The organism is Alterotamlana spongicola (assembly GCF_035818475.1).
In the GTDB taxonomy this organism is placed as follows: Bacteria; Bacteroidota; Bacteroidia; order Flavobacteriales; family Flavobacteriaceae; genus Cognatitamlana.
Genome location: NZ_JAYMGV010000001.1, coordinates 842,469 through 860,151, shown reverse-complemented (window position 1 = coordinate 860,151; position 17,683 = coordinate 842,469). Strand labels below are relative to the sequence as shown.

The 17,683-nt window shown below is 30.6% G+C and carries 13 protein-coding genes; all 13 read right to left on the bottom strand.

Going from position 1 to position 17,683, the window contains the following annotated elements:
* Positions 1–157: 157 nt before the first annotated feature.
* From flxY to VOI54_RS03675, 13 genes are read right to left on the bottom strand one after another with little or no spacing between them, the layout of a single operon-like run.
* The gene (flxY, locus tag VOI54_RS03735; protein WP_326281379.1) at positions 158–1,450 is read right to left on the bottom strand and encodes a flexirubin biosynthesis putative acyl-CoA ligase FlxY; all 1,293 of its coding nucleotides are present in this window, start codon (positions 1,448–1,450) and stop codon (positions 158–160) included.
* A complete protein-coding gene (locus VOI54_RS03730; RefSeq protein WP_326281378.1) occupies positions 1,447–3,120 on the bottom strand; it encodes a C45 family autoproteolytic acyltransferase/hydrolase in 1,674 nt (557 codons plus the stop codon). Before VOI54_RS03730 ends, flxY begins: the two co-directional genes overlap by 4 nt.
* 1 nt (position 3,121) lies before the next feature.
* Complete coding sequence (locus tag VOI54_RS03725; protein WP_326281377.1) at positions 3,122–3,997, bottom strand: cupin-like domain-containing protein; 876 nt, start codon at positions 3,995–3,997, stop codon at positions 3,122–3,124.
* A 12-nt stretch (positions 3,998–4,009) separates the two neighbouring features.
* Complete coding sequence (locus VOI54_RS03720; protein ID WP_326281376.1) at positions 4,010–5,545, bottom strand: phytoene desaturase family protein; 1,536 nt, start codon at positions 5,543–5,545, stop codon at positions 4,010–4,012.
* Complete coding sequence (locus VOI54_RS03715) at positions 5,542–9,231, bottom strand: MMPL family transporter (RefSeq protein WP_326281375.1); 3,690 nt, start codon at positions 9,229–9,231, stop codon at positions 5,542–5,544. Before VOI54_RS03715 ends, VOI54_RS03720 begins: the two co-directional genes overlap by 4 nt.
* Positions 9,224–10,420, bottom strand: coding sequence for a DUF2062 domain-containing protein (locus tag VOI54_RS03710; RefSeq protein WP_326281374.1), 1,197 nt, complete (start codon positions 10,418–10,420; stop codon positions 9,224–9,226). Before VOI54_RS03710 ends, VOI54_RS03715 begins: the two co-directional genes overlap by 8 nt.
* A 40-nt stretch (positions 10,421–10,460) precedes the next feature.
* Positions 10,461–10,832 carry an ApeI family dehydratase gene (locus tag VOI54_RS03705; protein ID WP_326281373.1) on the bottom strand — a complete coding sequence of 124 codons (372 nt, stop codon included), beginning with the start codon at positions 10,830–10,832 and terminating at the stop codon, positions 10,461–10,463.
* An 8-nt stretch (positions 10,833–10,840) separates the two neighbouring features.
* Positions 10,841–11,434, bottom strand: a complete 594-nt coding sequence (locus VOI54_RS03700) for an outer membrane beta-barrel protein (protein ID WP_326281372.1) — start codon at positions 11,432–11,434, stop codon at positions 10,841–10,843.
* A gap of 27 nt (positions 11,435–11,461) precedes the next feature.
* Positions 11,462–13,699: a DUF3858 domain-containing protein gene (locus VOI54_RS03695; protein ID WP_326281371.1), complete on the bottom strand. Its 2,238-nt coding sequence runs from the start codon at positions 13,697–13,699 to the stop codon at positions 11,462–11,464.
* Between the two features lie 25 nt (positions 13,700–13,724).
* Positions 13,725–15,641, bottom strand: a complete 1,917-nt coding sequence (locus VOI54_RS03690; RefSeq protein WP_326281370.1) for a transglutaminase-like domain-containing protein — start codon at positions 15,639–15,641, stop codon at positions 13,725–13,727.
* A gap of 59 nt (positions 15,642–15,700) precedes the next feature.
* On the bottom strand, positions 15,701–16,321 hold the full coding sequence (gene lolB2, locus VOI54_RS03685) for a flexirubin biosynthesis protein LolB2 (RefSeq protein ID WP_326281369.1): 621 nt from the start codon (positions 16,319–16,321) through the stop codon (positions 15,701–15,703).
* Complete coding sequence (lolA2, locus tag VOI54_RS03680) at positions 16,299–16,925, bottom strand: flexirubin biosynthesis/transport protein LolA2 (RefSeq protein ID WP_326281368.1); 627 nt, start codon at positions 16,923–16,925, stop codon at positions 16,299–16,301. Before lolA2 ends, lolB2 begins: the two co-directional genes overlap by 23 nt.
* Positions 16,918–17,667 carry a polysaccharide deacetylase family protein gene (locus VOI54_RS03675; protein WP_326281367.1) on the bottom strand — a complete coding sequence of 250 codons (750 nt, stop codon included), beginning with the start codon at positions 17,665–17,667 and terminating at the stop codon, positions 16,918–16,920. The genes lolA2 and VOI54_RS03675 overlap by 8 nt, the downstream gene beginning before the upstream one ends.
* Positions 17,668–17,683 lie beyond the last annotated feature (16 nt).

Sequence of the window (17,683 nt, the reverse complement as noted above, 5' to 3'; positions counted from 1 at the left end):
ACACTTTTGAGCTTAGAGATACTGATAACTATTTCTTAGAAGGTTAGACGTAAAGCCACACGATCAAAATATTATTATTTTGTCTTTCAAGTATTTATAACAGTTTTTCATCAAGACTTAATATTTTTAATTTAGAGCTGATTAATAAAAGGGAGTGCTACCATTTTCTTTTATCAATAACCAACATGGGTTTTCTACTCATTTTTGGAAATTGGAGCTTTTGAAGCTCTTTTCTATTTTTAAATTCAATTTTTGGGAGCACTCTTAATTTAGCTCTAAAGTGATCCTTAATTTCTTGTAATAAAATGTCTGAAGGTTCTGAAGTCGCTATTTTAATAAGTATTTCGTCAGTCCCTATTGTGTTATGTGAAATTTCAATGATATAAGATTCGACATCGTTAAAATCATTAAGAATATTATGCATTGCAGGTGGATACAAGGTAGTGCCTTTATATTTTATCATCTGTTTTTTTCTGCCAATGACAGGCCCTAATCGTATTGTGTTTCTTCCACAATCACATTTTGAGTGATGTGCTTTTATAATATCTCCAGTTTTAAAACGGAGTAAAGGCATGCATTCAACACCTAAGGTTGAAATGGTTAATTCGCCAGCTTCACCTTCTCCAACAGGTTGATCATTATCGTCTAAAATTTCAGTAATAATTAATTCAGGATGATGATGACCGCCTTGTTGTTGCTCACACTCTGTAAAGGCAGTATTCATTTCTGTTGAAGCATAGGTTGAGTACAGCTCAATGCTCCATTTTTTATTTATTTTTTGCGACAATGTGTTTAACGAAAAGTCTTGATCACGTAGTGGCTCGCCTATACAAATAGCTCCTTTTATTCCTGACGTATTTAGATCTATATTATGCAGTTCGGCATATTCTATAAGCTTTAATAAAAAAGAAGGTACAGCAATAATGTAAGTTGGTTTAAATTTTATTATGGAATCCCATTGTAATTCAGGAATCCCATTACCTACACGAATTATACTTGCACCAAGTTCTCGAGCACCAAGAAAATATGCTAATCCCGCCATAAATCTTCTATCTATGGTTGTCATTAGCTGAATAACATCATCTTGATTTATCCCTGAACAAGCAAAAGAAATAGCTTCGTTATAAGCTAGACGCTTTAGGTCGTTGTCTGTTAATGCAAAAGTTACGGGCTCTCCTAAGGTTCCAGATGTTGTAACGTAATCAATAATATCTTTTTTTGGAACGCAAATGAAGTCATCATTGTATTGTTGTAAATCGTCCTTGGATGTTGTGGGAATTACAGATAAATCTTCAAGAGTTTTAATATCATCAATATCAATATTATGGTTATTGAATAAGCGTTTATAGAAAACCGAGTGCTTGTTTAAATAGGTTAAAAGAATTTTTAGCCGACCTTCTTGAAACGCTTTTATTTCAGTTTTTGATGCTTTTTCTATATCTGGAATCATAGATGTAACTTTCTTTTTAATTTTTTCAGATACCAATCAACTCGTTTTAGATCTGTAACTGTAGTAATTTCTTTAGTTTTTGCTTTTTCAAAAGCATTTAATGCGGCTTTAAAGTACCTTTTTTTATAATAATATTGACCTATTAAATAATAAGATTCCCAATACTCAGGGTTTGTGTTTTTCAAGTCTGAAATAAGTGTTGGATCTATATGCTCATCATTTTTAATGGCTGACTGAACTTGAGCTCTTAATTTTCTATATGCTTCATAGTTTTGATAAGCTTTAGAGAATTGAAAGTTATCTTTTTCAATCGTTAAGATGTCATTAGATAATAACGGTTTTTTCGGATTTTTAAAAACATCATTTAAGTTGTAGGCTACAAATTCGCCTAATTGATACGGGTTTGAAGACACCCAAACCAAACCTTTTTCGGGTTTAAATACAATAGCATGATGAGCCAATAACTGGTTAAGTGCTTTTTCGTTACCATAACCAATTTCTTTACCATGTAACCCCTCTTTATTTCTCAATATATCTACTGCAATTTGTGGTGTTATTTTAGCTTGTTGATCTAGCAATTCTGCCATACGCTGATAACGGTACTGAGAATGACTTTCTGCTTTGTGTTTTATGTTTTTCTTATCATTTGTATAAGCATCACTTTGAAAATGATTTGAGCATATTAATTGATTAGAATTTGAAACATTGTATACTCCAAAATTCTTTGGGGAAACTTCAATGATTACTGCTTTTTTATCTTTAGCACTACCAATTAGGATAGATTCGGAAACAAATACTTTTCTTTTCTTTGCAATAGCTATAGCTTCATCAACGGTAGAAGCATACTGCAATATTTCTCTATTCAAAATAGAAATTGGGGTTTTGGCAATTAAAGGGATTTTAGATTTCCCTGCGTTTATAGTAACTGTAAGACCATGCTCATTCATTCCCGAAACGATACCAATCATTCCTCCCCAAGTTACAGACATAAACTTATGTCCTTCTGTCGGGTTAATAAATGCAATGATTTTTTCTTTAGCAAAATCATCGCCTGCATAAAAATCAAAATTTCTACCTATAATTAAGCTGCCATCTTCAGTTTTTTCCCCCCATGCTGCAAACGAAGAACAACCTACAAGAGCTAAATCTTGTAACGCATGACCAATATCATGTGCACCGTGTAAATATAGAATTCTTAAATAAGAATTTGCTATGTGATTATAATCGGGTGAAGCATATTTAGAAAGGCCATATATTTCAGTTTTGTATTCTTCAGGAATATGTAAATACATTTTTCGATTAAACCAAGCTAAAAACTTTCGTAATAGAGCTTGTTTCGTTTTTGAAGGAACAAGATTATCAACTTTAGATAAGAAGGCATGTTCTTGTTTGTTAAATAGTTCTTTAGTTAGGCTTCCTATAGTTAAACCTCTTTGTAGTGGATCGCCTTCGACATAAAGCTCCCATAAACCTTGTTTATTCTTGTTTAACTTATTATTTCCTAAGCTAAATGTGGAGTCTGAAGTTTTAACTCTTTCAGGAATGGTTGTATTATAAGCACTAATATCTGGGACATCACGTAAAGATTTTGAAACGCCACATGAAGCCAGTAAAAAAACCAGTAAAATAAAGTGTAATCTTCTTTTAAATAAGATTTCTTTTAACCTCATACTATTTACGTTTACTTAAAGCTTTATTGGTTTTTTTTATGGATAGAACTTCTTTGTAATTTAACCATTTCTGACCAAAGAAGCGGCGCATAATATTATCGAAATGACGCATAATAAATACATTGTAAAGCATGGTTAAAATTTTTTTAGGATGTCTTGGTAATGCTCTTAATGTCATAGAAAATCCACCGTCTAAATATTTAATATAGTGCCAATAACCACTAGGCATATATAAAGCCTCACCATGTTTCATTTGCGCTTGTATGCCTTCTGCATATTGCAAAGCTGGATATTTGTTAAAATCGGGATTATCTAAATCTATTTTATCAATATTATGAATGGAAAAAGGAACTTTATATAGGTATTTTGATTGCTCTTGAGGAAAAAGTGTGACACTTTTTGTTCCATGAAAATGAAAATGCATGCTGTCGGGTAGGTCAATGTCATAATGCATAAACACTTTTGATTCGCCTCCTCCAAAGAATAATGCTGGTAGCCGTTTAAAGAATTTTAATCCTATATCGGGGTATTTAAAATCTTTAAGAAGCTCGGGCATGTTATCTAAAATATTGTAAAAGAAAATACGTAAATCGGTAGGCTCGGTTTTTAATAAGTCAATATAATCATGCAGTTTTACTTCCTTAATAGGTTGGTAAACACTTTGCTTACCTGTTGCTGGCTTATTATTGTATAGAGGCACTATTTGATTGCCAGAACGCTTTTGGATATAATCCAGATTCCATTTTTTATAAGCAGGCCAATCTTCGGTTAGGGTTTCAATTAAAACAGGACGTTGAGGTTTATAGTAATACTTAATAAAGTCTTCTTTTGTAATATTTTTAACTCGAGTAATTGGCCTTGTTTTAATCTGTTTCATCCAATTCTTCTTTTAATTTTGTTTTACTTTATTGGCGTCTATTATTGTATTCAATAGTTTTTCCATTCCAACAACCTCAGAGCAAGTAAGTATTGCCCCAATGGTAACGCCTAATATGCCATGCATGTTTAAACTTTGCCCTGTTAGTAATAGATTTTTAATTTTTGTTCTTGGCGATATAAAAGAGCGTAATGGATTATCTGCATCTTTGACATAACCATAAATAGAACCTCTGTTGGAGCCTATATAATCTCTATAAGATAATGGTGTTGATGTGTAAATTTCCTGAATACAGTCTCGTATATTAGGAAATTTAATTTCTAATTCTTGAATTAACTTTTCTGCCTTTTCCGCTTTAAATTCTTCGTAAGTTTGCCCTCGGTCATTTTTATTGGCTACAGTATTAAAGGTATTTGCCCAAGGTTCGACTTCATCATATTTCATATAGGTCATTACCGTTAAGCTATCTCCCCACGCATCTGTTTTTTTATTTACACCCATAGATACCATATAGCCTTCTGGCCAACTTTCATCAGTATAGTCTTGTGCGTCCCATATTTTATTATGATCCTTTATATGATAGAAATTTTTGTTTTGATATTTAAAAGAATTAGGCTTTAAAACAATGTATAAGCTAAAACCAGCTATTATACTTTCAATATTGTTTATTCTATTAGCGTATGCTTTTCTAAACTTATCTTCGCCAGCAAGTTTTATGGTAAGTTTTGGTTCTATATTCGAAATGAATAAATCGCCTTTTACTTCTTTTCCATTTTTTGTAAATACAGAACTGATTTTCTTGTCTTCAAAACCAAATTTAACAACCTCATGATGTTTAAAAGCATCGCCTCCGTGTTCTTTTAAGCGTCGTATTAAAATTTTTGAAATCTGACTTCCGCCATTTATACACCTGTATGCACTTTCTATATAAGAGTTGACTGTTAACGCATGAACGTAAAAAGGAGATCGTTCTCCGTCTCCTGCGTATAAAAAATTGGTACCTGCAAGAACAGCTTGTAATTTTTTATTATCAGTTAAAGAGTTTATATAATCTTTTGCTTTAAGAGTAAAAATATCGGAGTTTTCATAATAGGGTTTGCCATGTTTTAATCCGTACAACGGAAACTTTTCGCAGATTTCTTTTAGCTTTTCACAATAGGTGTTTATGGCTGCTTTTTCTTGCGGAAATTGCGTTATTAAATTTTGAGCAAAGTTTTCATAGCCTTGAGCATGTTTGTATTCGGTATCATCATTATCGAAAGTTATAATATCAAAACCATCCTCATCTAATTTCTTCAAACTTAAATCATCGATAATATCAAGATATTTAAAATACTGATATAGGTTTTGTCCTTCGTTTAGTCCACCTATGTAATGTACACCTGTATCAAAAATAGTTTTCTCTCTAACAAAGGTTTGTAGGTTGCCTCCGTATTGGTTGTTCTTTTCTAAAACACATACGCTATAACCCTCTTTTGCTAATATATTAGCAGAAACCAAGCCTCCTAAACCGCTTCCTATTATTACGACATCGTAATGTGCTTTCATTCTTTAATTAATTGTTTTTTTAAAATGGTAATATTTTTATTTTGATAACTGGATTCGAAACCTAAATCCTGAGCATTAATAATTTGTAAATTTCTACTTTCTTTTAATAATATGATATGACTTAAATCACTTTTAATAAAAGGACGCAAATCCTTTTCTATATCAATGTTTTTTAAGTTGACTATAAGAACGTTTGCTCTATAATCTATAGCGTTTTCAATAGAATTTACTAAGGTTATTTTTCTGTTGGCTGCTATATAGCTGTTCTCTAAAATTGTTCTGTTTTTTTCGTTTTCAATATAAGAAATGATGGTTCTATCTACAGCGTTTAAGGCAAGTAAGCCATCTAATTGTCCTGCATCCTCAGAAAGGTGTACAATGATATCTTTTTCGCCAATATTATTTAATATAGTTTGATAGTCGTTTTGATAGGTTTTTATATCATTTCGAACATGGTTATAAAGCGAATCGCCTTTATATCTATAATTATCTAATACGATACTATGAAAGTAGGTCGCATTTTCTTTCTCGTTTCTAAAACGACTAAATTCGTTTCTAAAATAGGCTCCTATTTGTTTGGCGCGTTGAGAGTATGTTTTTCCAAACCGTTCATCATCAGCATTAATTCTGTCTAGAATTTTTAACGTAATACTACCGTTTCTAATCATTGATTCTCCTTTTGGAATCACTTCTGAGTTTCCGTGTATAAGCACTGGAATAATATCTAAATTGAATTGCTCGGCAAGATAAAAGGCGCCTTTATGAAATCGTTTTATTTTATTGGTTTTAGATCGGGTTCCTTCTGGGAATGCCATTAATGTATAGTCTTGATCTATTTTTTTCTTTAAATGATCTAAGCCATTTTCAATACCGCTTGACACGGGATAAAATCCAGCTAATTGTACTGCTTTTCCAAATACAGGAGAATTATAAACCCAATCATTAACGAGAAATATAATTTTTGGATGAAGCATTCCAATAGCTAAAATGTCTAAAAATGATGTGTGATTTGCTATTATGATGGATTGCTTTTTGAAATCTTCATGATTATTGTTAATAACCTTTTTGATTAGAAAGGGATTTGTATATAATACCGATTTCATGAATTTTGAAATGGTTTTATGAAACCATTTCATCTTTGTTTTTTTTGGAATCGGGATAATTCTCATGATCGTAACACTAAATACTGACAGTAAAAACCCTCCCAGTCCAAAATAGGTAAACGACAGTATGGAATGTATAAGAAGTCTAAGTGTTTTAGGTCTTTTTCGCGTGCTACCAATGAATAATTTAAATAATAAAGGTTGTATTGTAAAAGCAATAAGAACTGCAGATAAAATACCTATTAAGCATATAAGCGATATGGAATGTAAGGCAGGATGTTTAGCAAATATTAAAACACCAACGCCTAAAATAGTGGTTATGACTGATAATAAAATTGAGGTTTTATGTGTTGCTAATACTTTTTCTCCTGTTCTGTATTCATGAAGCAATCCGTTGGTAATAAAAATGCTGTAGTCTATCCCTAAACCAAAAATAAACGTTGAGATTATAATATTAAATATATTAAACTCTAAGTTAAATAATCCCATGATTCCAATAGTGAGTAGCCATGTAAGGCATATAGGAGTACTTGTTACCAGAGTAAGAGAAAAACTTTTATAAAATAAAAGCAGGATGATTAATACAACAATTAACGAATAACGAATTAAACTATTAAAGTCGCTTTTTAGGTTGCCTAAAAAGGTTTCGTTCATTTGTTGCCTGTCTATAACTAAAGTTTGAGGTTGATTTTTAAAAGTATCAATAACATGTTCTCCGTTCTTAGCTTTTACTAATGTTGTTATGGTAGTATAGCCACCTTTTGTCGCTATATAATCATCAACAGAGAACGTTTTTATGGCTTTATAATCGTTACTTTCTAATGCATTAAAGGAGGTGTTTAAAAGTGAATAAAAAGTATTAAACGTATTTGATTTAAAACCTAGAGTATTGCCACTTTCAATAATATTATTTTTAGTGGTTTCAATTGTTTTCTCATCCCAAAACGAGTTCCATCTCGCGATTTGCTGCTTTTGCTGTTTTTCAGAATGAACAAAAGTTCCAATGGAGCTATAGTTTATAATTTTATGTTCCGTTTTTAACTTTTGAAGCGTCGCTAAAATAGTATCGTTTACCTGCAAAGCTTTTTGTTCAGAATCACCATAAGCTGCAATATAAATTGATTTTGAAGTACTATTTATGAGTTTGTCTAAATTTAATTCAGATGCTTTTAAATCCTCAGGCTGGTAATGTAATTGAGTTAGATTGTTATTAAATACTACAGTATTATAAGTAAATAAACTTCCTAAGAACAAAACGAACAGTGCTATAATTGCCCACTTATTTTTGTGTAAACTATAGGACGCGATCTTATCTAATAGGGTGCTTTCTTTGTTTTTTTTTGAGCTGTCTTTATAAACTTGAGGAATAAAAAGTAATGCAAAGCACGATGCTCCTATAACACTTACTGCCGCAAAAACGCCTAAATCTTGTAAGGCTTGCGAGTTTATAAATAGTAAACATAAAAAAGCCAAAGCCGTAGTTAAACTACTCATTAAAATAGGCTTAGAAATTTCTTGATATAAACTCTTTACATTGTTATTGCTTCTTATGTGTGTAAGTATATGTAATGAATAATCTAGTGTTACACCAAGAAGTACGGACCCAATACCTAAAGATATTGCTGATATTTTTTCTCTTAACAGGAATAATATGGTTATTGCCAATAGTCCGCCAAATATTGTCGGGACAAATAAAATAATTGGAACCGTTAGTTTTTTATAGAAGCCTATAAAAATGAGTAACAATACGGTTAAGGCGATACTTATGGTTAGCCCTATGTCTCTTTTTACTTGTTTTGCATTAGCAACAGCAATTAAAGCTCCACCAAAATATTCGCTACTTACTTTTCCCGAAAAAGCACTATTAAGCTCAGCGTTTATTTGATATAAATTTTCAACAAACAGTGTGTTTTTTGCGGTTTCACCAGCGTCTAAAACGGGGGTAATAAATAATAGGATATGTTCCTTGTTCTTGCTCACCAGAAAACCGTTTTGTAATGTAAAACCTTCGCCAAAACTTAATTCCTGTAGTTTCTTTAAGGCGATAAACGAAATCCCCAAAGGATCTTTTAATATGAAGTCCTTAGCTGCAATTCCAGACGGAGAAATTAAGGTTTTATAATTCTTTAAGGTTATAGCATCTATACTGTCTTTTTGAATTTTGTTTGCGATTATTTTATAATCACTTTCATCTAAAAAAAGAGGCAGATTTTGGTAGATAAAATTCGCGGTATTAAGAACCTCATCATTATCTACTTTTCCTTGTATTTGTTTTATATATTCTCCTGAACTTTTAGTGACACTGTCAATAAACAGAGAAGCATATTGCGTTAAATCATCTACAGAACCATTGGCGCCTCTAGAGATATTTACAATAATCTTATCGGTGAAATTTACATTCTTTAAGACTTTATGGGCTTCAGAATTTTCATCATTTCTGGGCACTAATTTTGTAATGTCTTCCTCAAATTGTATTCTGGAAGCCACAAAGAGCAATACTAAAAACAGAAGGGCTAAAATGCCAAAACCCAGTAGTTTTTTTGAACTAAAATAACGGTATATGTTATGAAAGACGTTATGCATTTGCCGTGGTTACTTTTTTGTTCTTAAAAAGTAGTAAAAGAAAATAACTTAATAGGCCTAAAGATAATGATGCAACTACTGCTAAAGATATACTCCCAATAATATATGTTTTGAGATGTTTTAACGCTTCAAAATCCATACTTATATCGGTTAGTGTATAGGTATGATCCAGACCTAAAACAGCGTTCCCCATGTAAAGACTCGCCAGAACAACAAACGGAATAAAAGGTGGGATACTTACATTGGAAAATGCAAAAGCAATGGCCTTATTTAAGTTTAATACTAAGGCTAAAAAAAGGACGATTACCGTGTGAAAACCCCAAAGAGGAGAAAGCCCTATAAAAATTCCAAGGGCAATAGATGTTGCTTTTTTTCTGGGGGAATCTTGATTTCCTAAAAAATCTTCTACTATAAAACGTTTAATGCCTTTTTTTTTAAATCTTCTATAAATGTTACGTGGTTTGATGCATAAAAAAGTAACAATCACCAACCAAGTATTTAAAATACTTATTCGTGTAAAATCTTTAAGCGGTCTGAAGTGAGATACGCGTTCGGTTTCGTCATATAAAATATTAATCGGAATGTTTTTAACGGTAACACCGTCCCAAGCTGCTTTTACAATAACTTCAATTTCAAATTCAAATTTAGAAGTATAAAATTTTAAATGCTTCAGGTGATGAATAGGATAAAGGCGAAATCCAGATTGCGTATCTTGAAGTTTAATACCCGTTTCTGCCCAAAACCAAAAGTTCGAAAATTTATTTCCGAAGCTGCTCTTTTTTGGTACACTTTCCTGATTCATATTTCTCGCACCAATAAGAAGCAAGTTTTTGTTTTCTGCTTTTTCCAGAGTATTTATAAAAACAGGAATGTCTTCAGGGAAATGCTGACCATCTGAATCGATTGTAATGGCATAATGATACCCTAAACTATCAGCGTGTTTAAAACCCAGACGCAAAGCATTTCCTTTACCTTTATTTTCTGGTAAATGAAGTTGCTCAATTTGTGGATAAGCTTTAAGTATTTCGGAAGTAGAATCTGTAGATCCATCATTTACTATAATGATGTTTTTTGTGTAAAGTAAAACACCGTCTATAACTTTTTGTAGCGTTTTTTGATTATTAAAGGTTGGTATAATGACACAACACTGTACGTTATTTAGTTTTTGTTCTGTCGTCTTTTCCATCATTTGCCTTTAATAATTTGATTTAAAGATAATGAACCAATATTTATTTTTTTACAAAGGTACCATTGTATTTTAAGGCAATAGTACCATCGGTAAATTTAGTAATATTCTTTACTTTAACGGTGTTATTTTCTTGATTTAAAGAGAGTTCTAATGTTAGATCGGGATTAATATTAGGGTTTATTAATGCTGTAAATTTCACATTAGAAATATTTTGTAAAAACAAAAGACTATTAACTTGCGTCTGCGTTATTTCTTTTATGGTTTGAATCATACAGACTCCTGGAGTTACTGGGTTTCCAGGAAAATGACCATGAAAAACATCATGATTTTTATTAAGGCGAATACTGGCATGTATCGTATTAGTATCTATTGGAGTAATAGATTGTATTTTATAAAAATCTTTAATAAGCATAAGCTTTTTTATAAATCAAATTGATAACCAACACTTAATTGAACTACTTTATTTAAAACTAAATCGCTAACATTTGTAGTCTGAGTACCATTACCTGTATTTACATTTCTACCAAATACATCGGCAAGTCCTTGTTTATATCTTATTGAAATATTTACTCCATTAGCGATATCATAACCAATAGCACCTGCAAGGGCAATATCAAAACTCTCTGGACTGTCTACATTTTTATGACTTAATAGAATATCAATAACTGGCGCTATTTGAAAATTAAGACCATTACCTCCAACATAAAATTTATTGTTTATTGGAATTGACAAATAATTAAGTTCAATTTTGGAGTTACTGATACTTGAAGAAATTTCACTGCCTTGCTTAGAATATAAAATTTCTGGTTGTAGTGTATAAAATTTGGCAAACTTAAAAGATACGGTTCCACCTATATGAAAAGAAGTAATGCCTTTACTGTTAATGCCAATATTGTTGGTGTTTGTTAAATTGGCAAGATTTAAGCCGCCTTTTAGCCCTGGTTTAATTTCTACTTGGGCATTTAAAAGGGCAAAAGAGAATAGTGTAATTACAATTAATGGGATTTTTTTCATAGAAATTAAGTTTTAGGTGGTTTCTTACTAATTAGATTTTTTAAGTAATATTTTAGTTTGTGTAAATTGAAAAGCAGCTTCTAAATAAAGTATCATTTGATTCCAATTTGTATTTGGTTCGTAATAATTCATATAATATTTATGTGTTTTTATTTTAAGCTCACTCCCTTCAATATTAGCGCTACTAACAAAGCCTCCTGTTTTGTTTTCTACAGAAGTATTAAATGCTTCTAAACCAGAAACGGTATAGCCTTCAGGTATATTTAATGTAATTTCATTTGAAAAAGACCTTGGGTAGTTCATATAAATATTGTCTTTTCTTTGTTTTTGTTTAGCATCTAAATCAACTTGATTACCTATTAGTTTGCCTATTTGAATAATATAATTCCCCCCTGCTCTTTTAATCAAATCTTTATTAATAGTAAACTCTTCTTCAAATTCAAATGAATCTAGTTTACCATATCTACCAGTATTTTTTATAGAAAAAGAATAATCATCTAATTCCAATTCGTATTCACTTGATGATTGCTTTTTAAAATTTTCCTTTTGTTCCTCTTTTTCTTTTTCAATAAAGCCCTTATAGGTTTTATTAAACTTTTCTTTTGTTTTTTTCTTTCTAATTCTATCTACTAAAGAAAGAGTTCCATATTTTTTATAATCTTCAAAGACATAGTCATAAAATTTTAATCGATCCTTCTGTTCATTAATTTTATTATGACCAGTATAACTAGAGTATCGTTTTACATTAATATTAGAAAAATCTGGACTTATAAATAAGCTTAATTTTTCTGTAGTAGTATTATCGTTATGTGTTGATTCTGGTATTTTAACTGTTTGAATATCTTCGATATGTTTTCTGTTGACCACTTCTAAAGCATAAGCTTCTGTATTCTCTAATAAAGAATTAACTTGATTTACATTAGAAAAATGGTTAAAATTTTCAATGTAAATAGGTTGTGGTGTATTTACCTTTATTAAAAAGCTTGCGTTGCTTTCTAAAAGAAAATTTTTAATACTACCATTATAACGTTTGGTGCCAACTAAAATCTCATAGTCAATTTTAATATCTTTTAAAAAAGCCGCAAAGTACTTAATAAATTTTCTCTCTGTATCAAAGAAGATGGATTTACTGTCATAATATTGAAATGGATAGGTTAGAATTTTTGCGTCTGAAACGACACTTGCCTCTATATAATTGGTGAAATAAGCATGTCGTATATAGTAATATGCCGCCTTTACTTTTTCTTCATCCGAGCTAAAAGCATTGTCTTTTAAAAAACGCTTAAGGTCACCAAGGCTACCTGAAGGACTAAATTTATCTTCATAAAACTCAAAAATATCTTTAGGCGACACTTCCTTTTTTACAATATCTGATTCATTAGGGATAAATGCATAAGCTCTTTTTTCATATTTACCAGTACGTGCAAAATTTACTTGAAATTTATACGATGGTAATTCTACCATTGGATAAAACCAAATTGGGAAATCGTTTTTTTGAACATCTTTTTGTTCAAATGAATAATGTCGCTTTTTACTTTCCTTGCGGTTAAGACTGGCAGGTGCCTTTATTAAATCTGGAGCCCCATTGTAAGTGTTAAAGCTCATGAAAAAATCTTTTTCAGTATCAAGACCAAAATAGTAATGCAAAATAGGATATCGAGAACCTATTATATGCTCAACAGGCTTATATTTATACAAATCATTTTCACCTAAAATACTATTTGTATAAAAATAATAATCTATAATATCTCCTTTTTCAAGGTTAGGAATGGCCAGTTTTTTTTCAGATTCAACATCAATAGCCTCGTCAATATCGACTATTAATTCTTCTCCATCGGGTTTAATAATTTTAATTCCAAGAAAGAAGGTATTGGTTACTCTGCTAAGTCCGTAACTCCTATAGCTATTATCTTTTTCATAAGAAAGTTCAGAAAATTCTTTTACGGCTGCCTGGTCAAATAATTTGATTCGGTTACGCTCTATTTTAGTATATTCAATGCTATTATTAGGTCTGTTATAAATATAACGTATTGATTTCAATAGAAAAACAGCCGATTCATTTTGCCATTTTTCAGGAATCTCTAATGTGGTAGCATGAATACTGCTATTATCCCATGCTAAATTATTTATCTCTTGTTTTTTTTCGTCTATTTTCCTTTGTTCCTTTTTCGAAACTTTTGGCGCCTTTTTTTTTATAACAAATTGGGCATTTGTGGTCAAGGCACATAGCAGGGCTAAGGTGAGTATTATGGTTCTTTTTATCATTTTTGATTATTAAAAAATGGGATTCTTATTTTTTGGTTAGTATAATTTGTTCTTGATATATAGACTGCAACGATTTAATCATTTTGTTCCATGCTTCAAAATCTGAAGTTTCAAGAATGGCATTTTTAAGAATAAATAATTTTGTATAATTAATAACTCTTCCGTCAGCTTTTAGCGTAATTAATACTCTATAATTTTTAGTATCAACATCTATTCCTTTTGGAAGTGTTCCTATAGTATAACCTTCAGGAATCTCTAAATTAACCTCTGATTTTAAATGCCTTTTATAAGAAAATATATAATTAGTATTTCGTTCTTCGAACATAAATTTTCCAAAAGATTTGTGATAATCTAAGTCAATATATATTTCTTTTCCAAAGGAAGACACGGCATTTTTTTGTGTTAAGCTATAATCAATACTTAACATGTTGTCTCTTTTCTCTAAATCTGAAGTGTTTATTGAAGTCACTAATAAATTGCGGTTATCATTATTCAAATAATATTTTAGTGCTTCATTTTTTTCATCATTTTTTAAGTTGTTATAGTAATTTAAAAAAGAAGCTCTGCTTTCCCCTATGTATGTTCTAGAAACATGCCCTTCAATTAAATCGCCATTAATTTTAGCATTAAAAATAAAGGTTTCTTTATTTGAATTATGAGTTAACTTAGGAACAGTTTCTATAAAATAACTATTGCCATTTTCTATCATGACTTGTTTCCCCTGGATGCGTTCAGCATACTCACCAAAGGCATTATACTTTTCTGTTCCATCAAGAAAAATTTTATTTCCATCTTTGAATACTGTACATATCATATGATTATCGACCGACAAGGAAGGTGTAGAATAATCATAAGCAATTCTTTTAGTTCCAATCCAAGTTAATCGAGCATCGAATCCAGCCTCGATTAACATTTGTTTTGTAAGGTTTGCCATTCCTTTACAGTCACCGTAGCGTTTATTAAACACATTTTGTACTGCATCTGGTTTAAATCCAGCAATACCATCTTCAAATGCTATATATCGTATATTATCTTGAACCCAATAGTATATACTTTTTATCTTGTCCTCATCTGTCTTCTTGTTTGCTGTTAATTTTGCTACCTTCTCTTTTAAAGTTGATGGATCATTATCTATATTATCGACAAGTGATTTATACCAGTTATACAAATCTTTGGTTTCATTAAATAGCATGTGTGTTTTATCATCTTGAGTGAATGATTGTGCTCGCACTAAAATATGTGGATATATGTGGCTTGGTCCTGGAGATTCTTTTTCATCAAAAAATGCTTGTAAACGCATTGCTTTAAAAGTAACTATTGTTGTATTTTGTTTTTTGTCAAAGACTTCAGATTTTGTAATATCGAAACCTTCAAAATTCATTTCCTTAAATGTCACCTTAAGCCATTTTGGAACGACAAATGTTATTTCTCGTTCTAAGGAAGGATATTCTTCAGTAAAATAAATAGTAGTAAAATACTTTATATCTTTAAAATGCTTTAATGATTCAAAATGGTATTTATAGCCCAGAACAGGAAAACCAATATGGGTATATTTTACTCGTGTATCGTTATGAAAGAGGTCATTACTAGTATAAAATTCATCTTTGATATGAAAATATGCTTGTTTTTTATTTCTAAAGCTAATTTTAAACTCCTTGATTTCAGATTGCCCATCATAAAAAAGGTGCTTTTGAATTTCAGATCTTTGGGCAACATTCATTAAAGTTTCATCTTTTTTATGATTTACTAAAACTTTATTGTTTTTCTTATCAATTTGGAAACTCACATAATCTTTACTTTCTAGTAATACGACATCGGCATCTGGATATTGAGTTTTTAATGTTTTTGCCTTCAATACGTCTTCAGATGTAGGATCTATTTTTTTTTGACCAAAGCTAAAAGTAATAATAAATAAGAAGGGTAGGTAAACTTTATTTCTCATTGAGAGGTTCTGTATATTTGCTAAATATAATTTTTATTTTTATTCTAAAAAAAGAAAAGTTAAAGTTTTTGTAAGCCTATTCTTAACGCAATTGAATTGTGTTTAATAAAAATTTCACCAACGGTATTTTCTTTTAAACCTTTAAATTTAAAAGTTGTGATTTCTTTAACCTTATTTGTGAGAACAATCTTTTGAAGCATTCTGGATTCTTTATCTATAAAGAAATGATTATATCTGTTTTTTAACTTTGATTGATACACCGTATAACGCTCACCCTTTTTAAACGCCTTGTCTATTTTGTTATGTTCTTGGGTTAAGGTTGTAAAATCATTTTTAAGTGTCTTAATTATAATTTTCCGATTCAGGTTTTCCATAATGTAATGTACTTTGATGTCGTTATTAGTCAGCTCAAAGTCAAAAATTTTATTACCAAAATTTGTAGTAAACACAATACGGTGGTTACTGTCTTTTATTTTTTTAATAATAAGGATACCACCAAAAGTATTGCCGTAAGCGTTTATTTTTGCCTTATAAACATAATCGATATCACCATTTGAAAAATAAGGATTGGTGAATTCTGTAATTGTTAAGGATTGTTCGGGAAGTCCTTTAATAGTTGGGATTCCGCAGGAAACAAAAAGTAAAATAAAGACAAAACTAATTGTTGAAAATCTCATCATTTACAGTCGTGTTTCGCGTTTTATTTTTAAAAATGATTTTAGTATAATCGTTAGAAGGCTCAATCATTTTCACTTCAATAACATCAGTTGTTTTTTGGCTAAAAACCAATTCAAGAACCGCAATAAATTTGCGCATACTTTCATCTTTTGGAACAAATTTTACTAAATAATTTCCATCAGATTTAAAATAGGATATTACAAACTCATCATCATTAAACATGTTACCTTTCACACTATTGGTAATGATATTGTTTAAACTTTTAAACATTTTATTAGACCCGATATCTATATTACTTTTATCGCCTTCATCGTTTATTAGAAGTGTATCATCTTTAAAAATTATGCTGTATTGATAAGGAGATGTGTATTCCCATTTTACTACATTTGGAGTTTTAAATACTAGTTTCCCAATAGTTTCAATGTCGTTATTTAAAAAGCTTAAATGTTTATACTGAGTAAAATCACTAACAATAGTTTTTGTGTTTTTATCGAGTGTTATAACATTCTCTTTAAACGTTTTTATCTCATTAGCATTAAGCGATTTTTGAGAGAACACGTTTTGACAACTTATAGAAAATAATAATATAATAATGATATTACGCATAAGCTTCAATATTAAATAAGGCATCAATAGTTGTAGATTGATAACCATTCTGCTGCAAAAATAGCAACAATTGTTCCAAAACACTAACGGTTATTTCTTTTGAGTCGTGTAGTAAAATTACTGCCCCTGGAGAAAGTCGTCGTATTATTCTATTTAAGATTTTTTGATCACTATTCTTAACGGTGTCTAAGGATCTAATATTCCACCCGATAACATGATGTTTTGTGTCTTTAACAGCTTTAGATATAGAAGGGTTTGTAACACCGTAAGGTGGTCTGAATAAGGTCGATTTTTTACCTACAGAACTCTCAATTAAGTTATTTGTTTTTTCAATTTCAGTGATGACCTTTTGTTTTCCGTAGAAATCGAAATAAGGAGAATGGGCATAGGAATGGTTTCCTATAGTATGTCCGTCGTTCGCAATATTTTTTAGAATATTTGGGTGTTGTTCAATTTGTTTACCTGTGCAAAAAAAGGTGGCTTTTGCATTATAGGTTTTAAGCAGCTCTAATATTTGAGGCGTGAATTTGTTATTTGGGCCGTCATCAAAAGTAATAGCTACACGTTTTTCTTTAATAGTCGTGTTCGAATTATAAGCCTTTACATGATAATTCCAAGTGATGTTAAAGCTTCCGATAGTTGTTATTATTAACCATATTATAGCAATAATAAAATAGGTGGCGGCAGGAACATTAAAATAATAATCAGCAATGATTAAACTAATAATTAGGATAACCGCCATAGCATTTATGTTTTTA